The organism is Intestinimonas massiliensis (ex Afouda et al. 2020), from assembly GCF_001244995.1.
Lineage (GTDB): Bacteria > Bacillota > Clostridia > Oscillospirales > Oscillospiraceae > Intestinimonas > Intestinimonas massiliensis.
On the sequence record NZ_LN869529.1, the window covers coordinates 189,134 to 207,488 of the forward strand.

At 64.1% G+C, this 18,355-nt stretch carries 16 protein-coding genes; 6 read left to right on the plus strand and 10 right to left on the minus strand.

What is annotated here, in order from left to right; all coding sequences use genetic code 11:
* The first annotated feature begins 5 nt into the window (after positions 1-5).
* The 6 genes from fabF to BN2154_RS05095 all read left to right on the plus strand — a co-directional run bounded on the left by fabF (position 6) and on the right by BN2154_RS05095 (position 4,726).
* Positions 6-1,250, plus strand: coding sequence for a beta-ketoacyl-ACP synthase II (fabF, locus tag BN2154_RS05070; RefSeq protein ID WP_050617793.1), 1,245 nt, complete (start codon positions 6-8; stop codon positions 1,248-1,250).
* Entirely contained in the window at positions 1,251-1,682 is a 432-nt protein-coding gene (gene fabZ / locus BN2154_RS05075; RefSeq protein WP_050617794.1) for a 3-hydroxyacyl-ACP dehydratase FabZ, read from the plus strand.
* Between the two features lie 72 nt (positions 1,683-1,754).
* Positions 1,755-2,216 (plus strand): MarR family winged helix-turn-helix transcriptional regulator, encoded by a 462-nt coding sequence (locus BN2154_RS05080; protein ID WP_050617795.1) that lies wholly within the window; start codon positions 1,755-1,757, stop codon positions 2,214-2,216.
* 144 nt (positions 2,217-2,360) lie between these two features.
* A complete protein-coding gene (locus BN2154_RS05085) occupies positions 2,361-3,227 on the plus strand; it encodes an EamA family transporter (protein ID WP_050617796.1) in 867 nt (288 codons plus the stop codon).
* Between the two features lie 10 nt (positions 3,228-3,237).
* Positions 3,238-4,287: an FAD:protein FMN transferase gene (locus BN2154_RS05090; protein WP_050617797.1), complete on the plus strand. Its 1,050-nt coding sequence runs from the start codon at positions 3,238-3,240 to the stop codon at positions 4,285-4,287.
* Positions 4,288-4,303: 16 nt separating this feature from the next.
* Complete coding sequence (locus BN2154_RS05095) at positions 4,304-4,726, plus strand: DUF3842 family protein (protein WP_050617798.1); 423 nt, start codon at positions 4,304-4,306, stop codon at positions 4,724-4,726.
* A gap of 79 nt (positions 4,727-4,805) precedes the next feature.
* Here the strand turns inward: BN2154_RS05095 and glpK are convergent, their stop codons facing one another.
* The 10 genes from glpK to trkA all read right to left on the minus strand — a co-directional run bounded on the left by glpK (position 4,806) and on the right by trkA (position 18,288).
* Positions 4,806-6,290 carry a glycerol kinase GlpK gene (gene glpK / locus BN2154_RS05100; protein WP_050617799.1) on the minus strand — a complete coding sequence of 495 codons (1,485 nt, stop codon included), beginning with the start codon at positions 6,288-6,290 and terminating at the stop codon, positions 4,806-4,808.
* Between the two features lie 30 nt (positions 6,291-6,320).
* A complete protein-coding gene (locus tag BN2154_RS05105) occupies positions 6,321-6,911 on the minus strand; it encodes an MBL fold metallo-hydrolase (protein ID WP_050617800.1) in 591 nt (196 codons plus the stop codon).
* Positions 6,912-6,933: 22 nt separating this feature from the next.
* Complete coding sequence (locus tag BN2154_RS05110) at positions 6,934-7,803, minus strand: metal ABC transporter permease (protein WP_050617801.1); 870 nt, start codon at positions 7,801-7,803, stop codon at positions 6,934-6,936.
* Between the two features lies 1 nt (position 7,804).
* On the minus strand, positions 7,805-8,572 hold the full coding sequence (locus tag BN2154_RS05115; protein ID WP_050617802.1) for a metal ABC transporter ATP-binding protein: 768 nt from the start codon (positions 8,570-8,572) through the stop codon (positions 7,805-7,807).
* Positions 8,569-9,495 carry a metal ABC transporter substrate-binding protein gene (locus BN2154_RS05120; RefSeq protein ID WP_050617803.1) on the minus strand — a complete coding sequence of 309 codons (927 nt, stop codon included), beginning with the start codon at positions 9,493-9,495 and terminating at the stop codon, positions 8,569-8,571. The genes BN2154_RS05115 and BN2154_RS05120 overlap by 4 nt, the downstream gene beginning before the upstream one ends.
* 117 nt (positions 9,496-9,612) lie before the next feature.
* On the minus strand, positions 9,613-10,470 hold the full coding sequence (locus BN2154_RS05125) for a hypothetical protein (protein WP_050617804.1): 858 nt from the start codon (positions 10,468-10,470) through the stop codon (positions 9,613-9,615).
* A gap of 94 nt (positions 10,471-10,564) precedes the next feature.
* Complete coding sequence (locus tag BN2154_RS05130) at positions 10,565-12,772, minus strand: hydratase (protein ID WP_050617805.1); 2,208 nt, start codon at positions 12,770-12,772, stop codon at positions 10,565-10,567.
* A gap of 162 nt (positions 12,773-12,934) precedes the next feature.
* Positions 12,935-15,070 carry a sodium-translocating pyrophosphatase gene (locus tag BN2154_RS05135; protein WP_094762370.1) on the minus strand — a complete coding sequence of 712 codons (2,136 nt, stop codon included), beginning with the start codon at positions 15,068-15,070 and terminating at the stop codon, positions 12,935-12,937.
* A 375-nt stretch (positions 15,071-15,445) separates the two neighbouring features.
* Positions 15,446-16,903, minus strand: coding sequence for a TrkH family potassium uptake protein (locus BN2154_RS05140; RefSeq protein ID WP_050617806.1), 1,458 nt, complete (start codon positions 16,901-16,903; stop codon positions 15,446-15,448).
* A gap of 2 nt (positions 16,904-16,905) precedes the next feature.
* Complete coding sequence (gene trkA, locus BN2154_RS05145) at positions 16,906-18,288, minus strand: Trk system potassium transporter TrkA (RefSeq protein ID WP_050617807.1); 1,383 nt, start codon at positions 18,286-18,288, stop codon at positions 16,906-16,908.
* Between the last annotated feature and the right edge of the window lie 67 nt (positions 18,289-18,355).

Genomic DNA, 18,355 nt, shown 5'->3' on the forward strand with positions numbered 1-18,355 from the left:
GTTCGATGGAAAAACGACGGGTCGTCATCACCGGACTGGGGTGTGTCACCCCGCTGGGCCACACCGTGGCCGAGACCTGGCAGGCGGTGAAGGACGGGGTGTGCGGCATCGGCCCCATCACCCAGTATGACGCGGAAAACCAGAAGGTCAAGCTGTGCGCCGAGGTAAAGGATTTCGACCCCACGGCCTGGATGGACCGGCGGGAGGCCAAGCATATGGCCCGATTTGCCCAGCTTGCGGTGGCGTCGGCCCAGCAGGCCGTAGCGGACGGCGGGCTGGACATGGAGCGGGAGGACCCCCTGCGCTGCGGCGTCATCGTCTCCAGCGGCATCGGCGGGCTGTCCATCACGGTGGAGGAGCTGGTGAAGGGCCAGACCAAGGGCTTCGACCGAATCTCTCCCTTTTATATCCCCATGACCATCTGCAACATGGCCGCCGGGCTCATCGCCATCCGGCACGGCTTTCAGGGCATGTGTACCTGCCCGGTCACCGCCTGCGCCGGGGGCACCAACGCGGTGGGCGACGCCTTCCGGCAAATCCGGGACGGCTACGCCGACGTGATGCTCTGTGGCGGGGCCGAGAGCGTGGTCACCCCCCTGGCCGTCGGCGGCTTTACCTCCATGAAGGCCCTGCACACTGGGGACGACCCGGCCCGGGCCTCCATCCCCTTTGACAGGGAGCGCAGCGGCTTTGTTTTGGGAGAGGGGGCCGGCATTCTGCTTCTGGAGGAGTATGACCACGCCAAGGCCCGGGGGGCCCGGATCCATGCCGAGGTGGCGGGCTACGGCGCTACCTGCGACGCCTACCACATGACCGCCCCGGCCCCCGACGGCTCCGGCGGGGCGTCGGCCATGGCCCTGGCGTTGGCCGACGGAGGAATCCGGCCGGAGGAAGTGGATTACATCAACGCCCACGGCACCTCTACCCCCCTGAACGACAAGGGGGAGACCGCGGCGGTGAAGGCGGTGTTCGGGGACTGGGCCTATCGGCTGGCTATGAGCTCGACCAAGTCCATGACCGGCCATATGCTGGGGGCCGCCGGGGCGGTGGAGGCCATTTTCTCCGCGCTGGCCCTGGTGGACGGCTATCTCCCGGCCACCATCCACTACCGGGAGCCCGACCCGGAGTGCGACCTGGACGTGGTGCCCAACACGGGCCGGAACGCCGACCTGCGCTGCGTCCTGTCCAACTCCCTGGGCTTCGGCGGCCACAACGCCAGCCTGCTGTTTCAGAGATGGGAGGGACGGTAGATGGAGCTGGATTCCAATCAGATCGCCGCGCTGCTGCCCCACCGCTACCCCTTCGCCCTGGTGGACCGGATCACGGACTACGAGCCCGGAGCGTGGGCCAGGGGAATCAAGTGCGTGTCGGTGAACGAACCGTTCTTCTGCGGCCATTTTCCCCAGAAGCACGTGATGCCGGGAGTGCTCATCCTGGAGGCCCTGGCCCAGGTGGGGGCGGTGGCGGCCCTGTCCCTGCCGGAGAACAGGGGCAAGCTGGCCATTTTCGGCGGCATTAAAAACGCCCGGTTCAAGCGCCGGGTGGCGCCCGGCGACGTGCTGGAGCTGGAGTGCGCGATGGTGAAGCGGAAGGGCCCAGTGGGCATCGGCGCGGCCAGGGCCACGGTGGACGGCCAGGTGGCCGCGGTGGCGGAGCTGACCTTTGTACTGACCGACCAGTGAGACTTGCCGTTCTCCCCGCCGTCTGATACAATAAGAAAAACGCACAGGATCATCGACGTGGAGGCGGGACGCATGCTGGAGCAGAAATTCGCGGAGGTCTATACCAAATTCAAGCTGCACTTCTATCTGGAGACGTTTGAGCGCTTCCAGAGGCGGGAGGCCAGCCTGACCACGGTGGAGACCTTTGCCATGGAGACCATCCAGGCGCTGGGGGAACCTACGGTAAACGAGTTTGCCTCCTTTATGAAGATCTCCTCGCCCAACGCAGCCTATAAGGTAAACAGCCTAATCAAAAAGGGCTATGTGGTGAAGGTGCGCTCGGAGAGCGACAAGCGGGAGTACCATCTGCGGCCCACCCAGAAGTATTTGGACTACTATAACATCAGCAACGACTACATCCAGACGGTGATGGGCCGGGTGGTCCGGCGGTTTTCCCCGGCCGAGTGCGCCCAGCTCGAGGAGATATTGACCGTCCTGAGTCGGGAGCTGATGCCAGAGGTGCAGCTTCCCGGCGCTCCGGCGGACCGGGAATGAGCCTGTATACGGCGCCCGCCCCAGTGGAAAGCGGAACGCGGCCCCCGCGTGGGCCGCGTTTTTGCATACCTGCCCGGCGGGAATAGGGTGGACAAAGCCCCTGCCGGCGGTGTATAGTAATAGAATCGAAAGGAAGCGGGAACGATGTGGGTTCTTTATGCGTTTGGTTCTGCCCTCTTCGCCGGCATCACGGCGGTACTGGCCAAGATCGGCATCAAGGGAGTCAACTCCCACCTGGCCACCGCCCTGCGCACCGTGGTGGTGGCGGTGTTTGCCTGGCTGATGGTGCTCATCGTGGGCTCCGGCGGCACCATAGGAGACATCCGGGCCGGGAGCTGGCTCTTCCTGGTCCTCTCCGGCCTGGCCACCGGGGCAAGCTGGATCTGTTATTTCCGGGCCCTCCAGCTCGGCAGCGTGAACCAGGTGGCGCCCATCGACAAGTCCAGCACCGTGCTCACCATGCTTCTGGCCTTTCTGCTGCTGCGGGAGCGTATCTCCCTCAACATGCTGCTGGGAATGGGCCTCATCCTGGGCGGCACCCTGCTGATGCTCCAGCGGCAGGAGAGCGCCAAGGCAGAGCCGGAGGGGAAGGGCTGGCTCGTCTGGGCGGTGCTCTCCGCCGTGTTTGCCAGCCTCACCGCCATTTTGGGAAAGGTGGGCATCCAGGGAGTGGAGTCCAACCTGGGTACCGCCATCCGGACCCTGGTGGTGCTGGCTATGGCCTGGGGGATCGTCTTTGCACAGGGCCTCCAGCGGCAGATCCCCGCCATTGACGCCAGAAGCTGGATCTTTTTGGCCCTGTCCGGCCTGGCCACGGGACTGTCCTGGATGCTCTATTACCGGGCCCTCCAGGATGGACTGGCCAGCGTGGTGGTCCCCATCGACAAGCTGAGCATCCTGGTCACGGTGGCCTTTTCCGCTCTGCTGCTGAAGGAGCGCCTCAGCCGCCGGGCAGGCGTGGGGCTGGCTCTGCTCACCGCCGGGACCCTACTTCTGCTGGTGAAATTTTAGGAGGAATCCCATGAGACGATTGCTGGCGGCCCTGTGCGCCGCGCTGCTGCTGGCGCTGACCGCCTGCACACCCCGGAGCCAGACGCCGGAGCGCCACGAGCTCACCTATCTGGACGTCTTTGACACGGTCACCACCCTGGTGGCCTACGGCGGGACCGGGGAGGACTTCAGCGCGGAGGCCGGACGCATTCACGCCGAGCTGTTGGACTATCACCGGCTCTACGACATCTACAACGACTACCCCGGCCTCAACAACCTCAAGACGGTGAACGACCGGGCGGGAGAGGCCCCGGTGGAGGTGGACCGGCGGATCATCGACCTGCTGCTGGAGGCCCGGGAGATGTACGGCGTCACCGGCGGCAAGGTCAACGTGGCCTTCGGCAGCGTGCTGTCCATCTGGCACGACTACCGGGAGGCGGGCATTCTGGACCCGGAGCGGGCCGCGCTGCCCCCCATGGAGGCGCTGCGGGCGGCGGCGGAGCACACGGACCCGGAAGCTGTGGTCATTGACGAGGAGCGCTCCACCGTCTATCTGGCCGACCCGGCCATGAGCCTGGACGTGGGGGCCATCGCCAAGGGCTATGCCGCCCAGCGGGTCTGCGACAGCGCCCGGGCGCGGGGGGTAGAATCCCTGCTCCTCAGCGTGGGGGGCAACGTGTGCGCCATCGGCAGCCGCCTGGGGGCGGACGATCCCTGGCCGGTGGGGGTGGAGAACCCCTTCCCGGGGGAGGGCGGCTACCTCCACACTCTGCGCATCGCCGGCCAGAACCTGGTGACCAGCGGCAGCTACCAGCGCTATTACACCGTGAACGGCAGAGACTACCACCATATTATTGACCCGGACACCCTGATGCCGGCGGACTATTTTGCCTCCGTCACAGTACTGGCGGACGACTCGGGGAAGGCGGATGCGCTGTCCACCGCCCTGTTCAACCTGCCCTATGAGGCGGGAAAGGAGCTGGCGGAATCCCTGGAGGGGGTGGAGGCTTTCTGGGTGGAGCCGGACGGAACCGAACACTGTACCGACGGCTTCCAGGCCGTGATGGACGACCAGACCTGAGTGGAGGGAACGAGAGATGCGCATTTTAGTCATCGACGGGCAGGGCGGCGGCATCGGAAGCCGTCTGGTGGCCCTGCTCAAGCCCCGGCTCCTGCCGGGGTGGGAGCTGCTGGCGGCGGGCACCAACGTGCTGGCCACCAACGCCATGCTCAAAGCGGGGGCTGGCCGTGGCGCCACCGGAGAGAACGCCATCGCCGTCAATGCGGTCCGGGCGGACATCATTCTGGGCCCCATCGGCGTGATCCTGGCCAACGGTCTCATGGGCGAGGTGCCGCCGGCGGTGGCCTCCGCCGTGTCCGGGGCGGAGGGGGTCAAGATTCTGATCCCCTCCAACGCCTGCGGAACCCGGATTGCCGGGACCGAGGAGATGAAGCTGGAGGAATACCTGCGGCGGGCCGTGGAGCTGGCCGCGGCGGAGATGGAGAAAAAGAGCTCATAAAGGATACGGGGCCGTCCCATTGGGACGGCCCCGTATGTTTATAAGGTGACCCAATACCGCCTTAACCCGTCCTTTCGCGTCATCTGGCCCAGCCGCGGCTGCGGTCCACGGCCCTGTGCCAGTCGGACAGCAGTGTTTCCCGCCGCTGAGGGGCCATATCCGGATCGAAGGTCACATCGCACTTCCAGAGTCCCTCGATCTCGTCCTGGTCCTTCCACACCCCCACGGCCAGCCCGGCCAGATAGGCCGCGCCCAGAGCGGTGGTCTCCCGGATCACCGGACGCCGGACCTGCCGGTCCAGGATATCGGCCTGGAACTGCAGCAGAAAGCCGTCCCGGCTGGCCCCGCCGTCGGCCCGGAGCTGGTCCAGCGGAATGCCGGTGTCCTTCTCCATGGCGGTGGCCAGGTCACAGACCTGATAGGCGATGGACTCCTGAGCCGCCCGGATGATGTGCTCCCGCCGGGTGCCCCGGGTCAGGCCCACGATGCAGCCTCGGGCGTACATGTCCCAGTAGGGGGCTCCCAGGCCGGTGAAGGCGGGCACCAGATACACGCCCCCGGTATCGGGGACCTTTTGCGCGTAATATTCCGCGTCCCGGCTCTCGGTGAGAAAGCGCATCTCATCCCGGACCCACTGGATGACCGCGCCTCCCACAAAGACCGAGCCCTCCAGGGCATACTGCACCTTCCCGCCCAGGCCCACGGCGATGGTGGTGATGAGGCCGTTCTGACTGACACAGGGGATGGCGCCGGTGTTCATCAGCAGGAAGCAGCCGGTGCCGTAGGTATTCTTGGCCTGGCCGGGGCGGAAGCAGGTCTGCCCGAAGAGGGCGGCCTGCTGGTCGCCGGCGATGCCGGCGATGGGCACCTGCGCCCCGGCAAATTCAGCGTAGCCATACACCGCGCTGGAATCCCGCACCTCCGGCAAGATGGCCCGGGGGATGTCCAGGGCGGCGAGCAGGGTGTCGTCCCAGCACAGCTTATGGATGTCGTAGAGCATGGTGCGGGAGGCATTGGTGTAGTCGGTGACGTGGACGGCCCCGCCGGTCAGCTTCCACAGCAGCCAGGTGTCCACCGTGCCGAAGAGGATCTCTCCGCGGCGGGCCCGCTCCTGCGCGCCCTCCACATGATCCAGCATCCATCGGATCTTGGTGGCGGAGAAATAGGCATCGGGCACCAGGCCGGTGGTCTGCCTGATGTGATCCCCGAGACCGTCGGCGAGCAGTCTGTCCACGATGGGGGCGGTGCGGCGGCACTGCCACACGATGGCGTTGCAGATGGGCCGCCCGGTGTCCTTTTCCCACAGGATGGTGGTCTCCCGCTGATTGGTGATGCCGATGGCGGCGATTTGGGCGGGGGTGACCCCTGTCTGGGCGATGACCTCCATCATCACGCCGTACTGGGAGGACCAGATCTCCATGGGGTCGTGCTCCACCCAGCCTTCCTGAGGATAGAACTGGGTAAATTCCTTTTGGGCCACGCCCACGATGTTCTGCTCCCGGTCAAAGAGAATGGCCCGGGAGCTGGTGGTGCCTTGGTCCAGGGCCAGCAGATAGGCGCCCATACCGGCCGCCTCCTTTCCTTGTCTGGTGGATTACAGCTCTGTGCTCTCCCCGTGCTCCAGCAGCAGCCGGCCCGGGCCATCGAAGCCCTCGGCCAGAGCGCGGTTGTAGTGATAGCTGGGGTCGGTGTGGATGGGCACGGAGTGCCGGGCGGCCACGGTCCAGGCGCAGCGGCTGGCCTCGGCGGCGTCCATGTTGTAAATACCGTCGATGGGCAGCAGGGCCCAGTCCAGGCGTCGGCCGGCCAGGCCGGCCATGGCGTCCACCCAGGAGGTGTCCCCGGCGTGGTAGAGGGTCCTGCCGTCGGCGGTGAGGAGATAGCCCACGCAGGCGTCCATGGGGTGGTTCCGGTTCCCGGCGGGGACAGCCTCTACCCGCACGTCCCCCACCTGAAAGGTGCGGTAGACGCCGCCGGTGAGGGCCTGGCCGGCCCGGATGACCCGGCAGCCGGCCTTCTGGGTGACCCGGGAGAGGTCGTTGTGGTCGCCGTGCTCGTGGGTGATGAGCACCAGATCGGCGGGCAGGTCGTAGCCTTCCCCAACGGCAGGGTCAAGGTAGATTACCATGCCGGACCGGGTGACGACGCGGCAACTGGCGTGCCCCTGAAAGAGCAGAACAGCCATAGAGGATACCTCCTTTTTCTCCTTATAGGCGTTTTTTGCGCAGGGCGAAGGTGCAGGCGAAAAACAGGGCCAGGTACAGCGTGATGGAAGCGCCGGCGGAGGAACCGATGTAGTAGGAGGTCATCAGTCCGGCCACGCCTGCGATCACAGCGGAGAGGATGGAGAACAGATGGTACTCCTTCATGTTCCGGGCCACGTTGCGGGCGGCGGCGCCGGGGAGTACCAGCAGGGAGTTGATGACCAGCAGTCCCACCCAGGTCATGGATACGGTGACCACCACGGCAATGGCGGCGGAGAAGAGGGCCTCCTGCCAGAATACCCGGATGCCGCGGCTGTCGGCTAGAGCGGGGTGGACCGAGGCGAGCAGGAGCTGGTTGAAGGACAGAGCCCACAGCAGAACCAGGACCAGCAGGATGAGGGCCAGCAGGCCAATTTTGGCGGGCTCCACGCTGAGGATATCGCCGATGAGCAGGGCGTTGTACTTGGTGAAGCTGCCGCCGCCCAGGGTGGCGATGAAGATGCCCAGGGCCACGGCGGTAGAGGAGAAGACGCCGATGACGGTGTCGCTGGCCAGGGCGGTCCGCCGCCGGACAAAGGTGAACAGCAGGGCAAAGACCACCGCGAACAGCACGGCGAACCACATGGGATCGGCGCCGGCAAAGAGCTTCACCGACGCGCCCAGCAGAGTGCCGATGGCGATGCCGGTAAAGGCGGAGTGGCCCAGCGCGTCGGAGAAGAAGGACATGCGGCTTTCCACCACCATGGTGGACAGTAGGCCGAACAGGGGGGAGATGACCAGCACCGCCAGCAGGGCGTTCTTCATAAAGAACATGCTTCCGGGCTGGGCCCAGTCGAAGGGCAGCAGGTCCACCAGGGAGTACCACAGCGCCATATCAGCCCCGCCCCCTTCCCAGCGAGAGGTGGAAGACCTCCTGGAATTCCGGGGAGGAGAGGACCTCCGCCGGCGTGCCCGCCTTCAGCACTCCGCTCTGGAGCAGGATGACCTTGTCGGCATATTCCTCCAGGGTGGCAAAGTCGTGGGTGGACAGGAGGATGGACAGGTCGTAAGACCGCCGCACCTCGTCCAGCATGTCCAGAAGCTGCTTTTCCCCCTCGATGTCCACACCGGACAGTGGCTCGTCCAAAATCAGAATGTGGGGCACCGGCTCCAGGGCCATCGCCAGCAGCACCCGCTGGAGCTCGCCACCGGACAGGGAGCCGATGCGCTTGTCGATGAGGCTTTCGGCGTGAACCCGCTCCAGGCAGGCCGCCACCCGGGCACGGACCTTTTTCGGCGCCGGCAGGAACACCGGCCAGGCGTCGATGGCGGAGACGAACAGGTCCAGCACGCTCACCGGGTCCCCCCGGTCAAAGGAGGGGGATTGGGGCACATAGCCGATGAGGGGCCGGGTCCGCCGCCCGCCCGCCTGCTGGAAGTCGATGGTCCCCGCGTGGGGGAGCTGGCCCAGAATGGTACGGAAGAGGGTGGACTTGCCCGCTCCGTTGGGGCCGATGAGGGCGGTGATCTCCCCGCAGTGGAGGTGGAAGCTGACATGCTCCAGAATGGTCTGCTCCCCCAGCGAGACGGACAGGTCCGCCACCTTCAGGCAGCAGGCCCCCGAGCAGCCGGAGCCGGCGTTTTCGTGCTTTTTGACGCTCATTGCAGAGCCTCCAGAATGGTGCCGAGATTGGCGTTCATAGCGTCGATATAGGGCTGGATGCCGTCGCCGTCGCCGCTCATGATCATGTCGAGCGTATCGACGGCGCAGCCAGTCTCCCGGGCGATGGCCCGGGCGGTGGCGTCGGAGCCGTTTTTCTCAGTGAAGATGGCGGGGATATGGTGCTCCTCCACCAGAGAGACGATTTCCCGGATCTCGGCGGCGGACGCCTCGGAGCCCTCCTCCTCTTCGATGGCCTTGAGCAGCTCCAGACCAAACGCCTGGGCGAAGTACTGGAACCCGTCGTGGAAGGTGATGAGACCCGGAAGGGCGGCCAGCGCATCCCCGTCCGGCTGGATGCCGCTCTGAATCTCCTTTACGGCGGTACCGCTGTTGGAGCGATATGGATCCAGATGGCTTGGATCGACAACGGCCAGCGCCTCTGCGATCGTTTGAAGCATCCGTTCCGCATTCCCGGGGGCCATCCAGATGTGGGGGTCATAGTGCTCCCCTTCCTCCTCGCCGGCTCCGTGGTCATGTTCTTCGTGACCCTCGTAGGGAAGCAGTTCAAGACCCTGGGCGCAGTCGATGACTGAGGCGGCGGATTGGGACAGGGCGTCGGACATGAAGTCCTCCAGCCCTACGCCATTCATGACGATGACGTCGGCGGCCTCGATGGCCTTCATATCGTTGACGGTGAGGGTGTAGTCGTGGAGGCAGGAAATCTGCCCCTGAACCAGCAGGTCCACCTGTACCCCATCCACCCCCTTGGTGACGGCGGTGGTAAACAGATAGACGGGATAGGTGGTGCACAGGACCCGCAAAGTGCCGCCCTCCGTGGGGGCGGGGGAGGCCGGTTGCCCCCCGCCGCAGGCGGTGAGCAGGAGCAGCGCGGCCAGGAGAATGGAAGACAGAGATTTTTTCAAGCGAACACCTCATAACCGGAAAATCGTTGGTATGGATCGTCAATATTTTATTATACCCTGTCTGTACCGATTTGTAAATAAAACCGGAGCGGCATTGGCCGCTCCGGTTTCCAAAGGTCAGAGCTGTTTCAGTAGGGAGAGGACGGGCTGGAGGGAGAAGAAACCCGCCGCAAAGCTGGCAGCGTTGGCAGCCAGGGCATAGAGTATCCGCCGGCCCCGGGTATGCCCTCCCTTGAGCAGGAAGGCGTAGGCTACGGCCTCCACCGCGAAGATGACGGCCTCCGCCGGGAGCAGGACCAGCAGATAGAAGGGGAAGGAGCTGGCAAGCGTGACGAATCCGCTGCCGATCACCAGGTGGAGCCCGAGCTGCGTGGCCAGGTTGACCAGCAGGAACACCAGGGCATTCTCCCGCAGCCGGAAGCCGAAGAGGAGGAGGACGATCCCCTCCACAATCAGGGTGGGGATCAGGGTGGCCAGGAGCTGGATTAATCTGGCCAGCCAGCCGGAGGTGGCCCGGGTGACAGAGTTGGTCTGGCAGTCATAGACCAGATTGGTATAAAAAGCGGTGCGGGTGAAGGACTCCTCTGTGGCCTGGGAGCCCTCCGCCGTGGAGACGGCGATGCGGAAGGTCTTTGGCAGGCCGTGGTAGGTGAAGCGGTGGGCGCCGTTTGCATCGGGAGTCAGGTCTCCGAAAAGCGGGGCCCGGGTGCCGCCGGCGAAGGCCGGATACCAGCCCTCCCCCTCCCAGACATGAAGCCCGGCCAGCAGGGCCTGGTCGTAGGGCTTGCCATGCAGGTTGTCATAGCTGCCCCGCGTCTCCTCCGGGATGAGCAGATCCAGGTAGTAGAGCCCGTCCGGAGCGTTTTTCACCAAAATGGTGAGCTCCGGCTTGGGCCCCATATCGGCGGAGGCGCGGACCGGGAGCAGAGCCAGACAGAGCAGCAGCGCGCAGGCAAGAGAACAGATGCGTTTCATGGTGGAACCCCCTTTCTATCCAGATAGACGATGGAAGGACCCTTTTTATGACAGAGCCTCCCGGAAAAAATCATCCGGGAGGCTCCGCGTTCCATCATTTTGCGTAGAAGTTGATGAGGCAGCCGGCCAGGATGATGTCCCGCTCTTCGCGGGTCAGGCCGGGCAGGCACAGGGTGACAGGGGATTCCACGCCGTTCTGGAGCAGGGTGGCCGTCACCTCCTCGCCGTCGCCCTCCAGCAGGGCCCGGATACCCGGAATATAGACCCGGTCGCCGGGTTGGAGGTTTTTCTCCTTCAGGCCAGCGCAGATGAAGGGCAGCATCCCCCAGTTCACCACGTTGGAGCGGTAGCGCTTGGTGGCATACTCCTCGGCAATGTTGGCGCAGCCGCCCAGCACCCGCTGGCAGGAGGCGGCCTGCTCCCGGGCGGAGCCGTCGCCGGGCTTCAGGGCCATGACCAGAGAGCCCAGGCCAGTGGTCCTGGGGTCGTGACCCAGCAGAGCGTCGGGGACCTCGCCCGCCCGGCGTCTGCGCTCCTCGGCCAGGACCGCCTTGGCCCGGGGCACATACTGGGGGTCCTTCCGGCTCAGGGCAAACTCACTGAGACGGATGGGGTTGGAACGGTAAGAGGAGGTCTCGCCGGAGGGGATGAGCTCGTCCGTGGTGGTCACCGGGTCATAGATGGCACACGCCACGGTGAGGAGCAGGTCCTCCGGCAGGGGCACCTGCTCCGGCCAGTCGGCGATGTTGGGACCGAACACCAGCTCGGCGTCCTTCTGGGGCTTGCCCACGCCGTAGTAGACGCGGGAGCGGTAGGAGCTGTCGTCGTACTGATAGGGTTCGCGGGCGGGGTCCGCCGGGGGCTCCGGCAGCTCGTCCGCCCCGGTGAGCACGCCGCCGTTCAGGGCGGTGGCGGCGATGGAGCGGGCGTCCATCAGGGCCACATAGGACACCTGGCCGTCGCCGGGCTTGGAGCCCTCCCGGTTGGGGAAGTTGCGGGTGGAATGCCGGATGGAGAAAGCCCCGTTGGCGGGCACGTCTCCGGCGCCGAAGCAGGGGCCGCAGAAGCAGGAACGAATGGAGGCGCCGGCGGCCATCAGCGTGCTGATATAACCCTTGCGGGTCAGCTCCTGCATGACGGGCATGGAGCCGGGGTAACAGGACAGCCAGAATGCGCCGGAGCCGATGGGGTGGCGGCCCAGGATCTCCGCTGCCCGGACCAGATTCTGATACACGCCGCCGGAGCAGCCGGCGATGACGCCCTGGTCCACCTGGAACTGGCCGTTCACAATCTTCTTGGTCAGAGAGGCGGGGGGATTCTTCAGCTCCAACTGCCGGACCGCGTCCTCGTCCACCTGGTGCAGCAGGTCGGCCATGTTGGCCTTGAACTCCCGGATGGTGAAGGCGTTTGAGGGGTGAAAGGGCAGGGCGATCATGGGTTCCACCGTGCCCAGGTCAATCTCGATGAGGGCGTCGTAGCGGGCGCCGGCGGCGGGGGCCTGAGCCTTGAACTGCTCACCGCGGCCCAGAAGGTCCAGATGCTCCCGCACCGTGTCGTCGGTGGACCACACGGAGGACAGGCAGGCGGTCTCGGTGGTCATGACATCAATGCCGGAGCGGTAATCCATGGCTAGGCTGGCTACGCCGGGGCCGAAGAATTCCAGCACCGCGTTTTTCACGATGCCCTGCCGGAAGGTGGCGCCGATCAGGGCCAGAGCCACGTCCTGAGGGCCGGTGCCCGGGCGGGGGGCGCCGGTGAGGTAGACGGCGATGACCTTGGGATAGGCCACGTCGTAGGTCTTGCACAGGAGCTGGCGGGCCAGCTCGGGGCCGCCCTCGCCGATGGCCATGGCGCCGTAAGCGCCGTAGCGGGTGTGGGAGTCGGAACCCAAGATCATCCGGCCGGGGGCGGCATACCGCTCCCGCATGTAGGAGTGGATGACGGCCTGGTGGGCGGGAACAAACTCACCACCGTACTTTTTGGCGGCGGACAGGCCAAAAACGTGGTCATCCTCGTTGATGGTACCGCCCACGGCGCACAGGGAGTTGTGGCAGTTGGTAAGCACATAGGGCACCGGGAATTCCGTCATGCCAGAGGCGCGGGCGGTCTGGATGATGCCCACATAGGTGATGTCGTGGGAGGCCATGGCGTCAAACCGGATCTTCAGACGATCCATATCGGGGGCGGTGTTGTGGGCCTTCAGGATGGAGTAGGCCATGGTTCTGTCCCGGCCCTCGCTCCCGGCGGCGGGCGCAAAGCCCGCCCCTGTATAGGTTACGGGAGAGTTGGTGATTCGTATCATAGGAATCCCTCCGTTTTGATTTAGCAGAATAAAGTTATTATATCAAAAGGCTTGGACCGTGACAAGAGGCGGAAGAAAGACCCTTATAGAAATCCTGCATAAGAGCGGATAGAGCAGAAGGGCCCGGCCGTCCAGTGGACGGCCGGGCCGAAGCGGTTTGGCTTACAGCATGCCCATCAGGTTGAAGCTGACCACCAGGCCGGAGAATACGATAGAGACGGTGGAGCACAGCTTGATGAGAATGTTCAGGGAGGGGCCGGAGGTATCCTTGAAGGGGTCGCCCACAGTGTCGCCCACGACGGCGGCCTTGTGGCAGTCGGAGCCCTTGCCGCCATGGTGGCCGGACTCGATATACTTCTTGGCGTTGTCCCAGGCGCCGCCGGCGTTGGACATAAACACAGCCATGGCAAAGCCGGTGACGGACACGCCGCCCAGCAGGCCCACCACGCCGGTGGGGCCCAGGATCAGACCGGTGGCGATGGGGACGATGATGGCCAGCAGGGCGGGAGCCACCATCTCATGCAGGGCGCCCTTGGTGCACAGGGAGACGCAGGCGGCATAGTCGGGATCAGCCTTGCCCTCCATGATGCCGGCGATCTCGCGGAACTGCCGGCGGACCTCCACCACGATGGATTCGGCGGCGGTCTGCACCGCGGACATGGTGAAGGCGGAGAACACGAAGGTCAGCATGGCGCCGATGAACATGCCCACCAGCACGGTGGGGCTGGTCAGGGTGAAGTTCAGAACCTCGCTGGTCTTGGTTTGGACGATGTCCACATAAGACACCAGCAGGGCCAGAGCGGTCAGGGAGGCGGAGCCGATGGCGAAGCCCTTGCCGGTGGCGGCGGTGGTGTTGCCCAGAGAGTCCAGGGCGTCGGTACGCTCACGGACCTGCTCAGGCAGGCCGGACATCTCAGCGATGCCGCCGGCGTTGTCGGCCACGGGGCCGTAGGCGTCGGTGGCCAGGGTGATGCCCAGGGTGGACAGCATACCCACGCCGGCGATGCCGATACCGTAGAGGCCCTGGTTGAAGGCGGCGGTGAACAGGCCGCTTTCGTCCACTACATTCAGGGAGCCGCCGGCGGCAAAGTAGCTGATGAGCACGGCGGCCGCCACGATGAGGATGGAAGCCACGGTGGACTTCAGGCCCAGGGAGATGCCGCCGATGATGACGGTGGCGGAGCCGGTCTCGGAGGAGGCGGCCAGCTTCTGCGTGGGCTTATAGGTGTCGGAGGTGTAGTACTCGGTGAAGTAGCCGATGGCGCAGCCGCCCACCAGGCCGGCCAGAATGGCCACATATACGCCCCAGTTGCCCACGGTAAAGTAGGTGAGGGGGGCGGCGGCGATGGCGGAAAGAATGGCGGCCAGATAGGTACCGGTGCGCAGGCTCTTCAATAGGGACTTCTGGTCGGCGTCCTCCTTGGTCTTGACGAAGAAGGAGCCGATGATGGAGCACACGATACCGGCCACGGCGATGACCATGGGCAGGATCATACCGGCGTAGCCGTAGCCGGCCACGGCGGACAGTGCGAAGGTGGCCAGAATGGAACCCACATAGGACTCATACAGGTCGGCGCCCATGCCGGCCACGTCGCCTACGTTGTCGCCCACGTTGTCGGCAATGGTGGCGGGGTTGCGGGGGTCATCCTCAGGGATGCCGGCCTCCACCTTGCCCACCAGATCGGCGCCCACGTCGGCGGCCTTGGTATAGATGCCGCCGCCCACCCGGGCGAACAGCGCCATGAAGGAGGCGCCCATGCCGTTCATGACCATGATGTTGGCCAGGGTGTTGGGATCGGTGATGCCAAAGGCATAGTGAAGAAGGAAGAACCAGATAGAGATGTCCAGCAGGCCTAGGCCCACCACGGTGAAGCCCATGACCGAGCCGGAGGAGAAGGCCACCCGCAGCCCGCGGTTCAGGCTCTCAGAGGCGGCCTGGGCGGTCCGGGCGTTGGACTGGGTGGCAATCTTCATGCCGATGAAGCCGGCCAGCATGGACCAGATACCGCCGGTGACGAAGGCGAAGGGGGTAAATTTGGAGAGCATCTCTCCGTTAGAGGCGAAGGCAATGACCAGCAGGAGCACAAAGACCACCAGAAATACCTTGGCTACGGTGCTGTACTGCCGCTTGAGGTAGGCGTTGGCGCCCTCACGGATCGAGGCCGCGATCTTTTGCATCAGGTCGGTGCCCTCAGAAAATTTGAGGACGTTCTTCCGCTGGACCCAGGCAAAGATCAGAGCAACGACCGCTCCGACCAGCCCCACCCAAAAGAAATGTTCAAAGTTCAAAATCTCCACTCCTTTGCTTGTTCTCCCCCTCTGCCAGGGGGAGAACTCCTTGTTAAATATTCTATCATAACCAATTCTTTTTGCAAGGCGGCACGGTCCCGTTTCCGGCCAATATGACCGATTTTACAATTCAAACGAAAATAAAAAGTACAAAATGCAGCTTTCCGTGCATTGTTACCAGGCGGCCTCAAAAACATAGAAAGTTCGAAAGCGAAAGAGATTCAAATAAAAAGTTTGCCCCCTTACGAGCGGCAGAAGACCGTAAATGCAAAAAAGAGGAATGCCAAAAAATTTTGTGAAAAATTTTTGTGTTCGCCAGGGAAAACAACAAAAAAGGACGGGGCGGGCAAAGCCCGCTCCCGTCCGGGGCGAGAAAGGAAGCGATTACACCCGCCGCCAGGCGGCCGTGCTGCACAGGATAAGGATGGGGAAGACCTCCAGCCGGCCGATGACCATACAGGCGGTGAGAGCCAGTTTGCTCAGAGGCGAGAACAGGGCAAAGTTACCCATGGGGCCAACCGCCTCCAGGCCGGGGCCGATGTTGCTGATGCAGGCCACCACGGCGGTAAAGGTGGTACCGAAAGAGAAGTTGTCCAGGGCCACCACCAGGCAGGCGGCGAAAATGATGAGCATATAGGCGCCCAGGAAGATGGTGACGGTGTGCAGGACCTTTTCCTCCACCACACGTCCGTCCAGCTTGACCACGTTGACCGAGCGGGGGTGGATGATCTGGCGGATCTCCCGGCGGACGTTTTTGAGCAGCAGCAGCACCCGGGAGCATTTGACCCCGCCGCCGGTGGACCCGGCGCAGGCGCCGCAGAACATGAGGATGACCAGCAGCACCCGGGAGAACTCCGGCCACAGGTTGAAGTCCACGCTGGAAAAGCCGGTGGTGGAGATGATGGAGGCCACCTGGAAGAAGGCGTGACGCAGAGCGGTAAGGGGCGAGCCGTACTGGCCGGCGATGTTAAAGGTGATGAGGACAACCGAAAGGCTCACAACCGCGCCGAAAAACCGCAGCTCGTCGCTGTCCAGGGCCTGTTTCCATTTGCCCTGTAGGATCAGGAAATACAGGGCAAAGTTCACCGAAAACAGCAGCATGAACACACCGATGATGATCTCGACGGCCGGGCTGTGGTAGCCGCCGATGGAGAGATTCAGAATGGCAAAACCGCCGGTGCCGGCGGTAGCGAAGGAGTTGACCACGCAGTCGTACAGGGGCATCCCCGTCAGCTTGAGTGCGATCACCTCCAGAACGGTGAGGGCAAAATAGATGCCGTAGAGGATCTTGGAAGACTCGGAAGATTTGGGCACCAGCTTGGAGACAATGGGGCCGGGGGACTCGGCCTTCATCAGGTGCAGGGTGCGGGCTCCCAGGGAGGGGAGCAGGGCAATGGTGAGAATCAGTACGCCCATGCCGCCCAGCCAGTGGGTAAAGGAGCGCCAGAACAGCAGTCCGTAGGGCAGACCTTCAATGGCGGTGAGGATGGAGGCGCCGGTGGTGGTGAAGCCGGACAGCGATTCAAACAGGGCGTCGATGTAGGTGGGAAAGGCCCCCGTTTCGGGATACAGCAGCCCGAAGATGCGGAAGGGCAGGGCGCCGAATACGCCGATCAGAACCCAGATGAGCCCGGCGGTGAAAAAGCCCTCCCGGGCAAAGAAGTCGGTCTTGGCCCGCAGCAGGGACAAAAGCCCGCCCACGGCCGCGGTGACCACAGCGGAGAGGAGCAGGGGGCGGGGATCGTCACCGTAGAGCAGGGCTACCGCCAACGGAAGAAGCATACAGGCGGCCTCCACCAGCAGCACCTTACCAGACACCCGAAAAACCAGCTTGAAATTCATGGTCAGCCGTCCGCCTCCATGCCGCTTTCATCGTAGATGTCGTTGACATCCAAAATGCCCATGCCCCGGGAGATGATGATGACCGTGTCGCCGGAGCTGATGACCGAGGAGCCCACGGGGATGATGACCTGGCCCTGGTGGATGATGACGGCGATGAGGACTCCGCGCTTCAGCCGCAGGTCCTTCAGGGGGGTGTGCAGGTGCCGGGTGGTGCCGTTGACGGCAAACTCGGCGGCCTCCGCCCCGCCCTCGGCGATGCGGTACAGGGCGTTCATCACGCTGCCCTTGGAGTTCTGCATCCCCCGGACCACCTGAAGGATGTGCCCGGCGGTGATGAGCTTGGGGGAGATGACGCTGTCCAGCCCCAGGTGCTGGACGATGCCGGTGTAGTTCTGGCGGTTGCACTTGGCCACCACCTTTTTCAGCCCCTTCTGCAGGGCGTAAAGAGAGATGATCAGGTTGTCCTCGTCCCGGTCGGTGAGGGCCACGAAGGCGTCGTTGGCCGCCATGTTCTCCGACTCCAGCAGCTCCTGGTCGGTGCCGTCGCCGTTGATGACGAGGGTGTGGGGGAGCAGCTCGGAGAGCTGGCGGCAGCGCTCTTCCTTCCGCTCCACGATGGTCACCTTCATGTTCATCCGCTCCATCAGGGCGGCCAAATAGAAGGTGATGCGTCCGCCGCCCACCACAAAGACATTGCGGATCTTGGGGGCGTACCGGCCCATCAGCTCAAAAAAGCCGTGCAGGCCCAGCGGCGCCCCGATCAGATAGAGCTTGTCCCCCACCTGGGGCACGAAAGAGCCGTCGGGGATCAGGACCTCCTCGTTCCGCTCGGCGGCGCAGAATAGAATAGGCAGGTCCCGCACCTTTCGAGACAGGGCTGAAAGGGGCTGGCCAATGAAAAAGTCCTCCTCCCGGGCCCGGAAGCTCATCAGCTCCACCCGCCCGCGGTAGAAGGTCTCGATGTTGGCCGCCGAGGGGAAGCGCAGGATACGGGAGATTTCCACGGCGGTGTCGTTCTCCGGATTGATGAGCAGGTCGATGCCCATGCCCATTTTCAGCATTCCCTGGGCGGCCGTGTACTCAAAATTGCGGACCCGGGCGATGGTGTATTTGGCCCCCAGACGCTTGCCAGTGAGGCAGCAGACCATATTCACCTCGTCCAGGTTGGTGACGGCGATGAGCAGGTCGGCGGTATCCGCGCCGGCCTCCTTCAGGGCGGTCAGGGAGGCGCCGTTGCCTTTGATGCACATGACGTCCAGCGTGTCGGAGGCCTTTTGCAGCGCATTGTCGCTGGTATCAATGATGGTGACGTCATGCTCTTCCCGGGAGAGATGCTCGGCCAAGGTGAAGCCCACCTTACCGTCGCCGACGATGATGATCTTCAAGACTCCACATCCTTTGTGCGTAATCTGAACGGAATCGGAATGGCGTAGACCATCATAGCGTATCGTG